Raw genomic sequence first — 14,606 nt, 5'->3', positions numbered from 1 at the left:
GGCCGGTCGGAAGGCGCGTCCTCAGCCGGCCATCGCCAGCCTTGCCGGGGCGAACGACCGCTGCTCGCGCACGTTCTGTCGGCTCGTTTCGAAGCGCGCCAGCAGTTCCGACAGGCGGATGCTTTCCTGCGCCAGGGAAGCGCCGGCCGCATTCATTTCCTCGACCATGGCCGCATTCTGCTGGGTCATCTGGTCCATGTGGTTCACGGACGTATTGATTTCCGAGAGACCTGATGCCTGCTCGCTGGCGGCGATGGCAATTGCCTCCATATGCTGGTTGACCGCCGCAACAAGCTTGGCGATCTCCCTGAGGCCGTCGCCGGTATCATTGACGAGAACGACGCCCTGGTTGACGGCGGCTTCGGAATTGCCGATCAGCGTCTTGATTTCCTTGGCGGCCTGTGCCGAGCGCTGTGCCAGTTCGCGGACTTCCTGGGCGACGACCGCAAACCCCTTGCCCGCCTCCCCTGCGCGGGCGGCTTCTACGCCTGCATTGAGGGCAAGCAGGTTGGTCTGGAACGCGATCTCGTCGATGACGCCAATGATCTGGCTGATCTGGTTCGACGCCATCTCGATCTTCTGCATCGCGTTGACCGCGTTGGAAACGACCGTGCTGGAGTTTTGCGCGCGGGAGCTCGCATCGCGGACGATTTCGCGTGCTTCGCTCGCTCTTTCGGAGGTCTGCTTCACATTGGTCGTGACCTCTTCCAAGGCCGCCGCCGTCTGTTCCAGCGATGCAGCCTGCTGTTCCGTCCGCTTGGAAAGTTGGTCGGAAGCGGTCGAGATCTCGTCGCTGCCGCTGCGAACGCCCTGGGCGGTCCGGTTCACGCCTTCGAGCGCGGTCCGCAACTGGCGGACCGAGCTGTTGAAGTCATGGCGCAGGGATTCGAACTGCTCGGAGAATTCCCTGTCGATCTCACACAGCAGATCGCCGGCAGCAAGGCGCTGCAGACCATAGGCGAGCTCGGAGGTGGCCTGGGTCAACCGTTCCTCGGCTTCGGACTCTGCCCTGCGCTGGAATTCGATGCGTTCGGCCTCGGCCGCCTTGCGGGAGTGTTCGGCATCCGCCTCGAGCTGGCGGTTCTGTTGCGCTGCCTCGCGGAAGATTTCCACCGCGCGCGCCATGTCGCCGATCTCGTCCGTGCGGGCAGCACCCGGGATCTCGACGGAAAGATCGCCGCCGGCGAGTGTGCGCATCACACCGGTCAACCGGCTGATCGGATTGGCGATCCGCACGATGACCGTATAGATGCCGAGAAGCGAAAGCGCAAAGGAGATGACGGTCGCAACACTATAGATGGTGATGGACTGCGTCGCGGAAGCGACCTCCTCGGCCGTCATCCGCGTCATCTCTTCGAGCGAGGCGGAGGCCATATCGGCTATCGAAGCCTGTGCCGGCGCGGCGGGCTTGCGCCAGTCGTCGACCGCCATATCGAAGGCCTTGCCGGCTTGAAACGCCTTGAGCGCACCATTGCGCTGATCGGCATAAGGTCCGGCGAAATAGGTCGTTTGCGCTGTCCGGTAAAGCGTCTTGATCTTCTCCGGAGTGGTCTCCGCGGTGGAAAGCTGGGTGATGACATCCCATGCCGTAGCAACGCGCGCATCCTGAACCGCAATTTCCGTCAGCTTGTCCGCGGCAAGCGGCTGCTTGGCGATCAGGGCATTGACGAACGTGGAGTTGGCGGTGCCGAGCTGCGTGCGCGCAGTCCAGGCAAGCGAGCGTATCTGGGTGAGCATGATCATCCCGGGTCCGCGCGCGTTGATGGTGGCTTCGACCTGATTGGCGGCCTTTTCGAGATCGGCCAACATCGTATCGGCAAGTGCGAGCACGGATTTGCCGAGTGCCGGATCGCGGTCCTTGACCGCCTGCGTCAGAGCCGTGTCGATATTTGCCCGATACCCCGTCCACTGCGTATAGGAGTTGAGAACGGGAGAGATCGCATTGCGCAGGCTCGCCGGTTCGACCTCGGCCGCCACGGCCTTCACCGCCGAGAAGGCCTTATCCATCGACGCCCGGCCGGTATCCATGTTCTGGCGGCTGGACGCCACCTCGGCAGGCTCCAGCTTGATGGCCGAGGATATGCCGCCGCGCTCGCCGCGCATCCCGATCAGCGCATTGAAAAGCGCTTCGTCAAGCTGTGCCAGTTCCGAGAGCCGGGTGGAATTTTGGTAGCGCTCGATCTCCTGCGACAGCATTCTGCCCATGAGACCCAATATGCCCAGGCTCAAGACAACAAAAGCCAGTATCAAAGTATGCTTGATTGAAATCCGCATCTGCATCACTCCTTATTTAAAACACTCGCCGCTCGGTTGGCGGGGAATCAGCAATTCGGATAATCGCTGAACCACCCGGCGGCTTTTCCCGACTTGGACGGGAGAGATAATACAACCTCGTATAAAACGTTAAATATTCAATTAAATACAAGGCATTCCGGAAGCCTGTAGAATCGTTTTCGCAACTTTAGGCATCACCTCACAGAATGGCGAAAACCCGCCTCCCCGTAAGAGGGAGACGGGCCGGTCCGTCGTGCTGCAACGGACGGGAGCGAGGAGAGCCGCTCCGGATCAGATAGGATGATAGGTCGGAATCATCATACCACGCTCGCCGATCGGGCGCGGCGCCTGATCGCCGGACATGTCGATCATCGCTCTGTCATGGCCGAGGATCATGTCGCCGCGGCCGGTCGCAATCGCCAGTACCCGTTCGATGCGGCCTTCGCCGCCGATCGCATATTCGATCCGCAGAACCTCCGGCGACCAGCCGAGCGAAATCAGATGATCGCGCTTGAGGTCGGCGCAATCTAGGCAGGCATTGGCGCGGATTTTCGCAAAGGGCACGCCGGTCACCGTGTCGAAATAACTGTCGAGTTCGGACATCGTGCTGTTGACCGCAGAATTGACCCGCAGCAATTCGCCGCGCTCGGCCAATGTCAGAACTGTATCATTCCGGACGACTTGATCGCGCACGATCGCCGTGTTCTCGGACAACACGCGCGCAAAACCGCCAACGCCGTCTGCGCGGGATTCCTTGCTGACAATCAGCGCCGTCAGGACAATGGCGGAAAGGATGAGCTTCTTGATCATGGCTCTGCACCCTGTTTCTTCGGACGGCTTGGTGCCGTTTCTTGAACAGCGTGACCCTATCCGAACGGCATTTCGGGGCGCTTAAACCGATCGATGCAATTTTAATGAAATCAGCTTTTTTCTCGACTTGACACGCAAGGGCATCCGATGCGCACTCAAAAAGGCAGCGGCGCAGGCGGAAATTGATGCTTTTCGAGACGTGCCCGATCTCCTAACCCTCAAAAACGAGATGCAGAAAAGGCAGGACAGCATGGGCAAGCCATTTTACTGGAACGAACTCAACACACTCGATTTCGCCGGCCTTTCGCCCGACAAGACCATCGCCATCCTGCCGATCGCCTCGACCGAACAGCACGGTCCGCACCTGCCGATCGCAACCGACGTGGCGATCGCCAACGGCATGCTGGCCGAATTGAAGACGCAGCGCCCCGAAGACCTCGATTTCCTCGTGCTCCCGACCCAGGAGATCGGCAAGGCGAACGAACATGTCTACGGCCCCGGCTCGCTGTCCTTCGGCCCGGAAATCCTCATCCCCGCCTGGACCGCGATCGGCGCCAAGGTGGCGGAAGCCGGCGTGCGCAAGCTCGTTTTCGTCAATTCGCATGGCGGCAATGTCGACATCATGAGCATTGTCGGCCGCGAACTGCGCGTCCGTTACAAGATGGCCGTGATCGGCACCCAGTGGGGCCGCTTCGGCCACCCGCAGGGCCTGATCAGCGAGCACGAGCAGAAATACGGCATCCATGGCGGCGAAGTGGAAACCTCGCTGATGCTGCATTTCCGCCCCGAACTGGTGCGGATGGACAAGGCGCAGAATTTCGTCTCCAAGGCGGAAAGCCGCTCGAAATACATGCAGCCTGCCCCGCCGCACGTGCTGTCCTGGGTGGCGCACGACCTCAACCCGAACGGCGTCGTCGGCGATGCGTCAAAGGGCACTGCCGAAAAGGGCGCGGTCATCTGCCGCCATCAGGTCGCGGGCTTCATCGAGATGCTGCGGGAATTCGAAACGTTCCCGCTCAGCGAGCTCTACTCCGGCTAACCTTCGTCGCGTTGCGCTTCCCGGCCATGCGGCTGGGGCGGCAGGTGGCCCTTGGCCTGCAATTCGGCCACCATCGCTGCCAGTTCCGACAGCAGGAATTCCACGAACAGGCTGGTCGCCGTATCGAGCGTCGTCCGCGCGCGGGCGAAAAGCTTCATCGGCTGGTGGCGGGCATGCAGGTTGGCGATCGGCCGGAAAATCAGCTCGCCGCGCCGGCATTCCGGCAGCACGTCGAGCGGATTGAGCAGCGTCAGCCCCGTACCCGCCTTGACCAGCTTCTTCAGCATTTCCGAGGCATTGCTTTCCACCAGCGGCTCCACCGCGATCGACAGCGGCGAAAGCGCCAAGTTGATGACGTTGCGCAGGCTGGTGCCGGGCTGCGCGAGCACCAGCGGCTCCTGCACGACATCCGCAAGGTCGACCGGCCCTTCCTCCACCGCCAGCCGATGCCCCGGAGGCATCACCACCCCGATCGGGATGTCGAAATTGGCGAGCGTGCGGATGCCGGGCGTCGCCGGAATGTTGAAGCCGAGCCCGAAATCCACCTCCCCGGTGATGACCGGCTGCATCGTGTTCGACGGCCCGTCATTGCGTAAGTGCACCCGCACGCGCGGATGCTGCGCCACGAAACGCGCGATGATTTCGGGGAGCGGACCGGCCGCAAGCCCGACGGTCGAAACCAGCGTCACCTTGCCGGCCTGCGGCATCTTGAGGCCGCGGATGCGGGCTTCCATCCGCTCATAGGTCTTCAGCACCTCGCGGATATGCTCGATGCAGAGCTCACCGGCCGCCGTCAGCTTCAGCCCTCGCGGCATGCGCTCGAAGATTTGCGCGCCCAGCTCCTCCTCCAGCGCCAGGATCTGCCGGTTGATCGCAGACGATGCAACATTGAGCCGGGCGGCGGCCTTGCGGATCGAGCCGCAACGGGCGATCTCGTCGATATATTGAAGTTTTCGCGAGTGCAGCATTTTCTCCGAAGCCCCTCATTGCATGTTTTTTGATCATGCACCACAATTTGGCAGATCAAAATTCGACTGCTGCCCTAAAGGCATCAATGTGGACGAATTTTGATGCTTTTCAAAGAGCAACGCAACCGTACAAATGCTCAACATAAGCTGCTCTCACGATGCCGCACGGTTTAACAGGGGAACAAAGCGACATGTCCAAATCATTGACGATGAAGAGTTTTCTGGCCGCGCTCGGCCTTTCGGCCGCAGTGCTCGCCGCCCAGCCGGCCGCAGCCCTCGACGATGTCTCCTATGGCACCAACTGGCTCGCCCAGGCCGAGCACGGCGGCTTCTACCAGGCCGTCGCCGACGGTACCTATGAAAAGCATGGCCTGAAGGTGAAGATCGTGCAGGGTGGCCCGAACGCCGCCAACCGCGCGCTGCTGATCGCCGGCAAGGTGGATTTCTACATGGGCGGACCGCTCGGCGACATGGATGCCGTCAAGCAGGGCATTCCAATGGTCAGCGTCGCCTCCATCTTCCAGAAGGACCCGCAGATCCTGATGGCGCATCCGGATGCGGGCATCGAAAAGTTCGAGGATCTCGCCAAGGCCAGCACCATTTTCATGGGCAAGGACGGCTACGTCACCTATTTCGAGTGGATGAAGAAGAACTTCAAAGGCTTCAGCGACGCCCAGTTCAAGCCCTACACGTTCAATCCGGCACCCTTCATCGCCGACAAGAAGTCGGTCCAGCAGGGTTACCTGACCTCCGAACCCTATGAGATCGCCAAGCAGGCCGGCTGGACGCCGAAAGTGTTCCTGATCGCCGATGCCGGCTACGGTCCCTATTCGACGATGATCACCACCACGCAGCCGATGATCGACAAGAAGCCGGATGTCGTGCAGCGTTTCGTCGACGCCTCCCTCGAGGGCTGGTACACCTACCTCTATGGTGACAACAAGGCCGCCAATGATCTGATCAAGAAAGACAATCCGGAAATGACGGATGGCCAGATCGCCTATTCCATCGCCAAGATGAAGGAATACGGCATCGTGGTGTCCGGCGACGCCGAGACCAAGGGTATCGGCTGCATCACCGACGAACGCTACAAGAAGTTCTTCGACTCGATGGTCTCGATCGGCGTCGAACCGGCCGACCTCGACTACAAGAAGGCCTATTCGACCAAGTTCGTCTGCAAGGGCGTCGGAATGGCGCTGAAGAAGTGAGGAGCGATCGGGCAAAGCCCGAGCAATCGATCCGGTGGATCGATTGCAGCTCCAAACTGCCCTGAGCCAAAGCGAAGGGCCGGCGCAATTGCCCCTCATCAGGCCGCCGCCTTCTCCCTGTCAAAACGGGGAGAAGGTACTTGCCGCAACGGCTTTCACGATCACAAGCGCCGAGTGTGGCAAGTCCCCCCGCCCGCGAGGGTCCGCAAGGACGGGTTGAGACACGTGGCTCACCCCCGATAAGGTTAGGATGAGGGGCATCTTCCCTTCGGATTTAAGTCAAGGCCCGTAATGAGCACATCCCAAGCCCCGCTGATACCCGCGCCCGGAGACACTCGCAGACGTCCCCTCGTCGTCATGCGCTCCGTGTCGAAAATGTTCTCGAGCGGCACGCTTGCGCTCTCCGACATGTCGCTGACCGTTGAGGGCGGCGAGTTCGTGAGCCTGCTCGGCCCTTCCGGCTGCGGCAAGTCGACGGCACTGCGCATCATTGCCGGCCTCGGCGACGTCTCGACCGGAACGATCGACTGGCCCAGCTCCCGCATCAATTCAAAAGGCCTGCCGGAAGGCGACATTTCCTTCGTCTTCCAGGAGCCGACGCTGATGCCGTGGCAGACGGTGTTCGGCAATGTCTACCTGCCTTTGAAACTGCGCGGCGTCTCCAAATCCGCTGCTCGCGAAGAGATCATGAACACGCTGGCGACCGTCGGCCTCGCCGATTTCGCCGACGCCTATCCACGCGAACTGTCGGGCGGCATGAAGATGCGCGTCTCGATCGCCCGCGCGCTGGTGACCAAGCCGAAACTGCTGCTGATGGACGAGCCGTTTGCTGCACTCGACGAAATCACCCGCCAGAAGCTCAACGACGACGTGCTGCGGCTATGGCGAGAGACAGGTATCACGGTGATCTTCGTCACCCATTCCGTGTTCGAATCCGCTTACCTCTCGAACCGCATCGTGGTGATGAAGGCACGGCCCGGCCGGGTGCACGCGGATTTCCCGCTGAAAACGAGCATGAGCCGCGACGCTCACTACCGCACGTCCGAAGACTACCGCCAGGCCTGCGAAAAGGTATCGAACATGCTCATCGATGCGATCGGTGGGGAGGAACATTGATGAGCGACCACGCATCCGCCTTCGTCCCGCCGAAGACCGGCTTTTTCGCCCGCAACCGCGATACGCTGCTGCGCACCCTGATCCCGATCTGCGTGGTGATCTTCCTCGTCCTCCTCTGGCAGTTCATCATCACCGTCAACAGCATCCCGCAATACATCCTGCCGGGACCGCTGGCGGTCGCAAACTCGCTCTACAACGACTGGGGCACGCTTTCCCCAGCGCTCTGGGTAACGACGCAGATCACCATGCAGGCACTGGCCCTGGCATTGATCGGCGGCGTCGGCATCGCCATCTTCCTCGTCCAGTCGAAATGGATCGAGACGGCCTTCTACCCGATCACCGTCATCCTGCAGGTGACCCCGATCGTGGCGATCGCCCCGCTCATCCTGATCTACGCGCCGACGACGCAAGTTGCGCTCTTGATCTGCGCCTTCCTCGTCGCTTTCTTTCCGATTCTCTCGAACATGGTGCAGGGCCTGAAGAGCGTCGACCACAACCTGCTCAATCTCTACGACCTCTATGGCGCCTCCCGCTGGCAGACGCTGCTTTACCTGAAGCTCCCCTCCTCGCTGCCCTATTTCATGACGGGCCTGCGGATCGGCGGCGGCCTGGCGCTGATCGCCGCTGTCGTGGCGGAGTTCGCGGCAGGCTCCGCCGGCGCCGGCTCCGGCCTTGCCTTCCGCCTGCTGGAATCCCAGTATCGCCTCAACATCCCGCGCCTGTTTGCGGCGCTGGTCCTGTTGTCATTGCTCGGCGTGGTGATCTTTGCGATCACCTCGTTCATTTCCTGGTTCTTCCTGCATCGCTGGCATGAAAGCAGCCTGAAGAGAGAAAACTGATGACCGCCTTCATGACGCTTCCCGATGCTCCGCGCTTCGCGCTCACCGATGCGACCCTGCCCGCGGCGCTGGTCAAGGGTTTTGCCGCCCGCGACCGCGAAGGGCTGATCTATGCGGATATCATCATCGCCGATGGCAAGATCGAAAAGATCCTGCCAGCCGGCACCGCGCCCGCCGACCTCTCGAAAGCCGATATGCTGGGTGGCATGGTCTGGCCCTGCTTCGCCGATATGCACACTCATCTCGACAAGGGCCACATCTGGGACCGCCGCCGCAACCAGGACGGCTCCTTCATGAGCGCGCTCCTGAATGTCCGCGCGGACCGCGAGGCGAACTGGTCGGCAGACGACGTGCGCGCCCGCATGGAATTCTCGCTGAAGACCGCCTATGCGCACGGCACCAAGCTGATCCGCACCCATCTGGACTCGATCCCGCCGCAGCCGCGCATCTCTTTCCCCGTTTTCTCGGAAATGCGCGCCGAATGGAAAGGCAGGATCGAGCTTCAGGCCGTCGCGCTTTTCCCGATGGACAATATCTGGGACGAAGCCTTCTTCGCCGACCTCGTCTCCGTGGTCGCCGAACACGGCGGCCTGCTGGGTGGCGTGCCGCAGATGTGGCCGGACCTCGACGCCCGCCTCGATCTTCTGATGCGCACCGCCGCCGACAAGGGGCTCGATATCGACCTGCACGTCGATGAAACCGAGGACAAGCAGGTTCTGGCACTGGAAAAGGTCGCCGAGGCGAAAATCCGCAACCGTTTCGAAGGTTCGGTCACCGTCGGCCATTGCTGCTCGTTGGCGCGGCAGGACGATGAGGTCGCCAAGCGGGTTGTCGACAAGGTCGCGAATGCCGGCCTCTCCGTCGTCTCGCTGCCGATGTGCAACATGTACCTGCAGGACCGACATGCGGGTCGCACCCCCCGCTGGCGAGGCGTGACGCTGTTCCACGAACTGACAGCCGCCGGCGTGAAAACCGCCGTCTCCTCCGACAATACCCGCGATCCGTTCTACGCCTATGGCGACATGGATCCGGTCGAAGTGTTCCGCGAGGCGGTCCGCATCCTGCATCTCGACCACCCGCTCGATACCTCCGCCCGCGTCGTCACCTCGACACCCGCCGAAATCCTCGGCCGGCCGGATATCGGCGTGATCGCTGAAGGCGGCCCCGCCGACCTCGTGCTGTTCAGCGCGCGCCGCTGGAGCGAATTCCTTTCCCGTCCGCAGGCCGACCGCATCGTGATGCGGAATGGCATGGGCATCGACCGTCGCCTGCCGGATTACCGTGACCTGGACCCGATTTTGGACAAGTGAACATGCCGGACTACGCACAGATCAAGAAAGAGCTCGAAGGCCTCGCACTCGAGGACAATCCGGCGCTGGTGCGCCAGAAGAGCCGCGATTTCTACTGGTACTCGCCGATCCTGAAGGAAGAGCTCGAAAACGTCACCGCCGATCTCGTCGTCTCGCCGAAAAGCGAGGAAGACGTGATCCGGGTGCTGAAAGTCGCCTATGCGCATGGCGTGCCGGTCACCCCGCGCGGCGCCGGCACCGGCAATTACGGCCAGGCCATGCCGCTTTCCGGCGGAATCGTGCTCAACCTCATCAACATGAACAAGGTCAAGGAAATCCATCCGGGCCGCGTCATCGCCGAACCCGGCATCGTGATCGCCGAACTCGACCGCCAGACCAGAGCCCATTCCGGCCAGGAACTGCGCTTCCATCCCTCCACCGCCCAGACGGCGACGATCGGCGGCTTCGTCGCCGGCGGTTCGGGCGGCGTCGGCTCGATCCACTGGGGCGGCCTGCGCGACCTCGGCAACATCCTGCGCCTGCGCGTCGTCACCATGGAAGCCGAGCCGCGCGTCCTCGACCTGACCGCCTGGGACCTCCAGAAGGTCACCCACGCCTACGGCACCAACGGCATCATCGTCGAAGTCGAGATGCCGCTGGCACCTGCCTATGACTGGGTGGACGTGCTGGTCGGTTACGACGACTTCATGGATGCGGTGCGCTTCGGCGATGCGCTGGCCCACAAGAACGGCCTGCTGGTGAAGGAGATCGCCCCGATCGCAGCACCCATCCCCTACGACTATTTCCCGCGCCACAAGCCGTTCCTGCGCGACCGCAACCAGTCGATCGTCGTGCTGATGATCGCGCCGCATTCGATGGATGCCTTCACTGCCTTTGCCGAGCGCCAGAAGGGCGAAATCCTGTTCCGCTCCGACAAGGTGGAGAGCATGAAGGGCATTCCGCATGCCTATGAGCTCGCCTGGAACCACACGACGCTGCGGGCGCTCAAGGTCGATCCCGGCTTCACCTACCTGCAGGTCCAGTATCCGGGACCGGACCACGTCGCCAAGGTCGAGAAGATGGTGAAACTCTTCGGCGACGAAGTGCCTGGCCATCTGGAATTCATCAAGTTCGATGGCCGCATGCAGTGCTCCGGCCTGCCGCTGGTGCGCTACACGACCCGGGAGCGGCTGGAGGAAATCATGCAGATCCACCGCGACAACGGCTGCCCAATCTTCAATCCGCACCGCTACACGCTGGAGGAAGGCGGAATGAAGCAGACGGACACCGTCCAACTCGCCTTCAAGAAGGAGACCGATCCGAAGGGTCTCCTCAACCCCGGCAAGATGATCGCCTGGGACAATCCCGACTTCGATTTCTCCGCCGGCAAGAACTACCTCTTTCCGGGCCTTGCCGCAGCGGGTGGCTGATGCGGGTCCTGCTCATCCATTCGCATCCGGTCGAGGAAAGTTATGGCGCAGCGCTGCACAAGCAGGCGCGTGAAAGCCTGATCAGGGCCGGGCACGAGGTGGATGACTGCAACCTCTATGCCGAAGGTTTCGATCCGGTCATGTCGCGCCATGACCGGATGATCTATCACGACTATCCCAACAACCTGTCGCTGGTGAAACCCTATGTCGACCGGCTGCAGGCAGCCGAGGGACTGGTGATCGTCACGCCGGTCTGGAATTTCGGCTGGCCGGCGATGCTGAAGGGTTATTTCGACCGCGTCTGGCTGCCGGGCATCACCTTCGAACTGAAGGACGGCAAGCTGACGCGAAAACTGCATATCGACAAGGTGGCGGTGGTCACCACCTACGGCGCCACCCGCTGGCGCGCCTTCCTCGCCGGCGACCCGCCGCGAAAGCTGTCGAAACGCGTGCTGCGGGTGCAGACCAACCCGGCCCGGCCGGTAACGTTTCTCGCCCATTACGACATGAACAACTGCACGCCGCAGACGCGCGCGGCATTTCTGGACAAGGTGAAGCGGGAGATGGAGCGGTTCTAGCTCCCCATCTCGCGGCGGCGCATCAACAGCAAAGCGTCGGCCTCCACCATGGCGGCACGGGTCTGAGCGCTCGGCATGGAACCGACTGGCTCACCGGCATTGCGGTCCGATATGAACAGAAACCGATCCACCTCAGCCCCTGCCGTCGTCACCGTCCGGTAGGTTTCCCATCGCTGATGGATCCTCGCCGCAACCCGGAGCGACGGAATATTTTCCGGGCTGACGATCGAGACGATCCGCTCGAAACCGAGACTGCCGAGGCCAAAATCACGGCAGGCAGCGGCGGCCTCGGCGGCATAACCGCGGCCGAGCCATTCGCGCCGGAGATGATAGCCGATTTCCGGCTCCAAACCCCTGGGCGTCGCCTGAAGCGTAACGCCGCAATCACCGATCAGCTCGCCGGTCGCCTTCTCGACGACACCCCAGAGGCCGAAACCGCTTTCCTCATAACTCCGGAAGGCAAGCTTTTGAAACCAGGCTTCGGTCTCTTCGAAGCTCTTGGCGCGCGGATAGAAGCGCATGCTCTCGGCATCGCCGAAGATGCGGTACAAGGTCGGCAGATCGGCTTTGGTGATCTCCCTCAAGGTCAGCCTTTCCGTCTCAAGAACCTCACGCATCCGACGCCCTCGATCATCGCCATATCGCCCCGCCACTCTTTACTTGAACACGCTTTTTTGCGCTATTTCCCCCATCGCGAATCTTCATGTTCAGGGGCCGACAGACGATGACGAACCAGGTTTCACCACTCGCCAGTATCCTGCGCCCCTTGCATCCCCGTGATCCGGACGAACATCACCGGGTCGCAACGCCGCTCGAACTGCTGTTCGATCTCGTGTCGGTGATCGCGATCGCTTCCGCGGCCGGCGGGCTGCACCATGCGATCGCGGAGAACCATGCCGGCCAAGGTGTCGTTACCTTTCTGATCGCGTTTTTTTGCATCTGGTGGGCGTGGATGAATTTCACCTGGTTCTCATCCGCCTATGACAATGACGACGTCGTCTACCGGCTTTTGACGATGGTCCTGATGGGCGGATCGCTGACCATGGCGGCCGGCATCCAGTTCCTCTTTACGGCGGCTCCGGATCTGACCATGGTCGTTTTTGGCTATGTCGTCATGCGTCTCGCCATGGTGTTGCTCTGGCTGCGCGCCGCCTACCATGACCCCGCCCGCCGCAGGACGAACATCGCTTATGCAGTCGGTATCTTCCTGGTGCAAATCTACTGGGTGATCTACGTGATGACGCAGTCGGTATCGACCGGCCTCGGTCTGGCGCTGTGGATCTTCGGCGCCTTGCTTGAACTCGCCGTCCCGGCAATTGCCGAGCCGCTCAGCGGCAATACGCCCTGGCACCGGCACCACATCATGGAACGTTACGGCCTGCTCAACATCATCGTGCTCGGCGAAACCCTGCTTGCCGGCTCCATCGCGTTGCGCCAGTTTGCCGGCGAATTCAACCTCATGCTGGTCCATACCGCACTTTCGGCGCTGGTCATCGTCTTTGCGCTCTGGTGGGCTTATTTCTCCCGGCAGGAACACCTCGGCAGCCATAGGCTCAGCCGCGCTTTGCAATGGGGTTACGGCCACTTCTTCATCTTCGCGTCCGGGGCCGCTGTCGGGGCAGGCTTTGCCGCGCTCGTCGACATCATCACCCATCATGCGGAAGTACCGCTGATCGTCGGCGATTATGCCGTGGCGATCCCGGTCGCGGTCTATTTCGCAAGCCTCTGGTTCGTGCGCGACCGTTTTGCCTGCACCGGCTTCGGCCGGTATGCGCTTCTCGTCTTCGGTCTGCTCGGCCTCGTCGTGACGGCAACGGGGCTCGGTCTCGAAGGCATTGCGGCCACGACCGCGCTCGGCGTCATCGTACGCAACCTGTTTGCCGGGCGCGCCTATTTAGCGTCACCGACATCTCATCCCGGCCACTAAACTTTTCCTTAAATTTTACCGGTTATTAATCTCTGGAAACCGAGAGATTAAGCGATGCGTATTGCGTTTTTCATCGCCCTCCTGACGGTGTCCCTGTCTGCCTGCGCCTCGGCGCCGAGCAGGGTTACCAATGCCTGCGCGATCTTCGAGCAGCGCGACGGGCTGTTCAACAACTGGGCGCGTGACGCCAAGAAGGCCGAGCAGGAATTCGGCGTTCCGGTGCCGATCCTGATGGCGACCATCTACGTGGAATCCGGCTTCCAGCCCTATGCCCGGCCGCCGCGCACCAAACTGCTCGGCTTCATCCCGTGGACACGCGCCTCAACGGCCTATGGCTACGCCCAGGCGCTCGACGGCACCTGGCTGAGCTACAAGAAAGACACCGGCCGCTGGAACGCCAGCCGCACCGATTTCGGCGATGCCATCCATTTCGTCGGCTGGTATCACAACCAGAGCCATCTCAAGAACGGCATTCCGCTCACCGACAGCTACAATCTCTACCTCGCCTATTATACCGGCCAGGCGGGATATGACCGGGGACAGTTCAGCAACGGCGTCAAGCAGACAGCGCAGAAATCCGCCGGCATGGCCGCCAAATACGAAGCCCAGCTGAGAGGCTGCGGCTACTGAGCCGAAACCTAGCGGCTGACGACGATTCGCGTGTTCGACAGGCCGTACTGGCTGGCAAGCCCAAAGAATGTCGCTGCGTTTTGAGGATGCAGCCGGATGCAGCCATGCGAGGCCGGGCGGCCGAGCCGCTTCGTCTCGAAGGTCGCATGAACGGCGTAGCCGCCATTGTAGAACACCGCAAACGGCATCGGCGCGTCATCGTATTTGCGCGAACGATGGTCTCTAGACAGCCACTTGGCACCCCAGCTTCCCGTCGGCGTCGAATAACCGGGCCGCGCGGTCGAGACCTTCCATTCGTAAACCACGATACCATCCCTCTCGACGGTCATGGTCTGCGACGACAGGCTGACGCTGGCAACAAGGCTTGCAGAAAAAGCAGCGGGCGCGAGAAATTGCGCACAGAAGAGCGCCATGGCTCCCATTACGATACGACGCATAGAAAATCCCCGATAAAAAACCCTAGAGCAAGCGATACCCCATTCAGCTCAAGGAATATTT

General features: G+C 61.6%; 14 protein-coding genes. 9 read left to right on the top strand and 5 right to left on the bottom strand.

Annotated elements, in window-relative coordinates; all coding sequences use genetic code 11:
* Window positions 1-21 precede the first annotated feature (21 nt).
* Window positions 22-2,274: a methyl-accepting chemotaxis protein gene (locus tag PMI07_RS22280; protein WP_024164039.1), complete on the bottom strand. Its 2,253-nt coding sequence runs from the start codon at window positions 2,272-2,274 to the stop codon at window positions 22-24.
* 291 nt (window positions 2,275-2,565) lie between these two features.
* Entirely contained in the window at window positions 2,566-3,084 is a 519-nt protein-coding gene (locus tag PMI07_RS22275) for a transglutaminase-like cysteine peptidase (RefSeq protein WP_007758717.1), read from the bottom strand.
* Between the two features lie 250 nt (window positions 3,085-3,334).
* On the opposite strand from PMI07_RS22275, the gene PMI07_RS22270 reads away from it, so the two are divergent.
* Window positions 3,335-4,123: a creatininase family protein gene (locus tag PMI07_RS22270; RefSeq protein ID WP_007758719.1), complete on the top strand. Its 789-nt coding sequence runs from the start codon at window positions 3,335-3,337 to the stop codon at window positions 4,121-4,123.
* Here the strand turns inward: PMI07_RS22270 and PMI07_RS22265 are convergent.
* The gene (locus PMI07_RS22265; RefSeq protein WP_007758721.1) at window positions 4,120-5,091 is read right to left on the bottom strand and encodes a LysR family transcriptional regulator; all 972 of its coding nucleotides are present in this window, start codon (window positions 5,089-5,091) and stop codon (window positions 4,120-4,122) included. The two genes, PMI07_RS22270 and PMI07_RS22265, sit on opposite strands and share 4 nt — an antisense overlap.
* 191 nt (window positions 5,092-5,282) lie before the next feature.
* On the opposite strand from PMI07_RS22265, the gene PMI07_RS22260 reads away from it, so the two are divergent.
* From PMI07_RS22260 to PMI07_RS22235, 6 genes are all read left to right on the top strand, one after another.
* Window positions 5,283-6,299 carry an ABC transporter substrate-binding protein gene (locus PMI07_RS22260; protein ID WP_007758723.1) on the top strand — a complete coding sequence of 339 codons (1,017 nt, stop codon included), beginning with the start codon at window positions 5,283-5,285 and terminating at the stop codon, window positions 6,297-6,299.
* Between the two features lie 291 nt (window positions 6,300-6,590).
* Window positions 6,591-7,415, top strand: coding sequence for an ABC transporter ATP-binding protein (locus tag PMI07_RS22255; protein ID WP_007758725.1), 825 nt, complete (start codon window positions 6,591-6,593; stop codon window positions 7,413-7,415).
* Window positions 7,415-8,254 (top strand): ABC transporter permease, encoded by an 840-nt coding sequence (locus tag PMI07_RS22250; protein WP_007758727.1) that lies wholly within the window; start codon window positions 7,415-7,417, stop codon window positions 8,252-8,254. Before PMI07_RS22255 ends, PMI07_RS22250 begins: the two co-directional genes overlap by 1 nt.
* Window positions 8,251-9,564, top strand: coding sequence for a cytosine deaminase (locus PMI07_RS22245; RefSeq protein ID WP_155956607.1), 1,314 nt, complete (start codon window positions 8,251-8,253; stop codon window positions 9,562-9,564). The genes PMI07_RS22250 and PMI07_RS22245 overlap by 4 nt, the downstream gene beginning before the upstream one ends.
* Window positions 9,565-9,566: 2 nt before the next feature.
* On the top strand, window positions 9,567-10,973 hold the full coding sequence (locus tag PMI07_RS22240) for an FAD-binding oxidoreductase (protein WP_007758730.1): 1,407 nt from the start codon (window positions 9,567-9,569) through the stop codon (window positions 10,971-10,973).
* The gene (locus PMI07_RS22235) at window positions 10,973-11,551 is read left to right on the top strand and encodes an NAD(P)H-dependent oxidoreductase (protein WP_007758738.1); all 579 of its coding nucleotides are present in this window, start codon (window positions 10,973-10,975) and stop codon (window positions 11,549-11,551) included. Before PMI07_RS22240 ends, PMI07_RS22235 begins: the two co-directional genes overlap by 1 nt.
* On the opposite strand, the gene PMI07_RS22230 is transcribed toward PMI07_RS22235, so the two are convergent.
* Window positions 11,548-12,168, bottom strand: coding sequence for a GNAT family N-acetyltransferase (locus PMI07_RS22230; protein WP_024164038.1), 621 nt, complete (start codon window positions 12,166-12,168; stop codon window positions 11,548-11,550). The genes PMI07_RS22235 and PMI07_RS22230 overlap by 4 nt on opposite strands.
* 107 nt (window positions 12,169-12,275) lie before the next feature.
* Between PMI07_RS22230 and PMI07_RS22225 the strand changes: the two genes are divergently transcribed.
* Both PMI07_RS22225 and PMI07_RS22220 read left to right on the top strand, forming a co-directional pair.
* Window positions 12,276-13,478 carry a low temperature requirement protein A gene (locus tag PMI07_RS22225; protein WP_007771227.1) on the top strand — a complete coding sequence of 401 codons (1,203 nt, stop codon included), beginning with the start codon at window positions 12,276-12,278 and terminating at the stop codon, window positions 13,476-13,478.
* Window positions 13,479-13,532: 54 nt separating this feature from the next.
* A complete protein-coding gene (locus tag PMI07_RS22220) occupies window positions 13,533-14,108 on the top strand; it encodes a transglycosylase SLT domain-containing protein (protein ID WP_007771229.1) in 576 nt (191 codons plus the stop codon).
* An 8-nt stretch (window positions 14,109-14,116) separates the two neighbouring features.
* Here the strand turns inward: PMI07_RS22220 and PMI07_RS22215 are convergent, their stop codons facing one another.
* Window positions 14,117-14,545, bottom strand: a complete 429-nt coding sequence (locus tag PMI07_RS22215) for a L,D-transpeptidase (RefSeq protein WP_007771231.1) — start codon at window positions 14,543-14,545, stop codon at window positions 14,117-14,119.
* Window positions 14,546-14,606: the final 61 nt, after the last annotated feature.

Source organism: Rhizobium sp. CF080 (assembly GCF_000282095.2).
Taxonomy (GTDB): domain Bacteria; phylum Pseudomonadota; class Alphaproteobacteria; order Rhizobiales; family Rhizobiaceae; genus Neorhizobium.
The sequence above is the reverse complement of the archived record's forward strand: the minus strand, read 5'-3'. Positions and strand labels throughout refer to the sequence as shown.

Bases quoted from the DNA above. Each gene is read 5' to 3' on its own strand.
- PMI07_RS22275 (WP_007758717.1), bottom strand. From the start codon at position 3,084: ATGATCAAGAAGCTCATCCTTTCCGCCATTGTCCTGACGGCGCTGATT.
- PMI07_RS22280 (WP_024164039.1), bottom strand. From the start codon at position 2,274: ATGCGGATTTCAATCAAGCATACTTTGATACTGGCTTTTGTTGTCTTG.
- PMI07_RS22235 (WP_007758738.1), top strand. From the start codon at position 10,973: ATGCGGGTCCTGCTCATCCATTCGCATCCGGTCGAGGAAAGTTATGGC.
- PMI07_RS22270 (WP_007758719.1), top strand. From the start codon at position 3,335: ATGGGCAAGCCATTTTACTGGAACGAACTCAACACACTCGATTTCGCC.
- PMI07_RS22215 (WP_007771231.1), bottom strand. From the start codon at position 14,545: ATGCGTCGTATCGTAATGGGAGCCATGGCGCTCTTCTGTGCGCAATTT.
- PMI07_RS22240 (WP_007758730.1), top strand. From the start codon at position 9,567: ATGCCGGACTACGCACAGATCAAGAAAGAGCTCGAAGGCCTCGCACTC.
- PMI07_RS22255 (WP_007758725.1), top strand. From the start codon at position 6,591: ATGAGCACATCCCAAGCCCCGCTGATACCCGCGCCCGGAGACACTCGC.
- PMI07_RS22265 (WP_007758721.1), bottom strand. From the start codon at position 5,091: ATGCTGCACTCGCGAAAACTTCAATATATCGACGAGATCGCCCGTTGC.
- PMI07_RS22260 (WP_007758723.1), top strand. From the start codon at position 5,283: ATGTCCAAATCATTGACGATGAAGAGTTTTCTGGCCGCGCTCGGCCTT.
- PMI07_RS22230 (WP_024164038.1), bottom strand. From the start codon at position 12,168: ATGCGTGAGGTTCTTGAGACGGAAAGGCTGACCTTGAGGGAGATCACC.
- PMI07_RS22250 (WP_007758727.1), top strand. From the start codon at position 7,415: ATGAGCGACCACGCATCCGCCTTCGTCCCGCCGAAGACCGGCTTTTTC.
- PMI07_RS22220 (WP_007771229.1), top strand. From the start codon at position 13,533: ATGCGTATTGCGTTTTTCATCGCCCTCCTGACGGTGTCCCTGTCTGCC.
- PMI07_RS22225 (WP_007771227.1), top strand. From the start codon at position 12,276: ATGACGAACCAGGTTTCACCACTCGCCAGTATCCTGCGCCCCTTGCAT.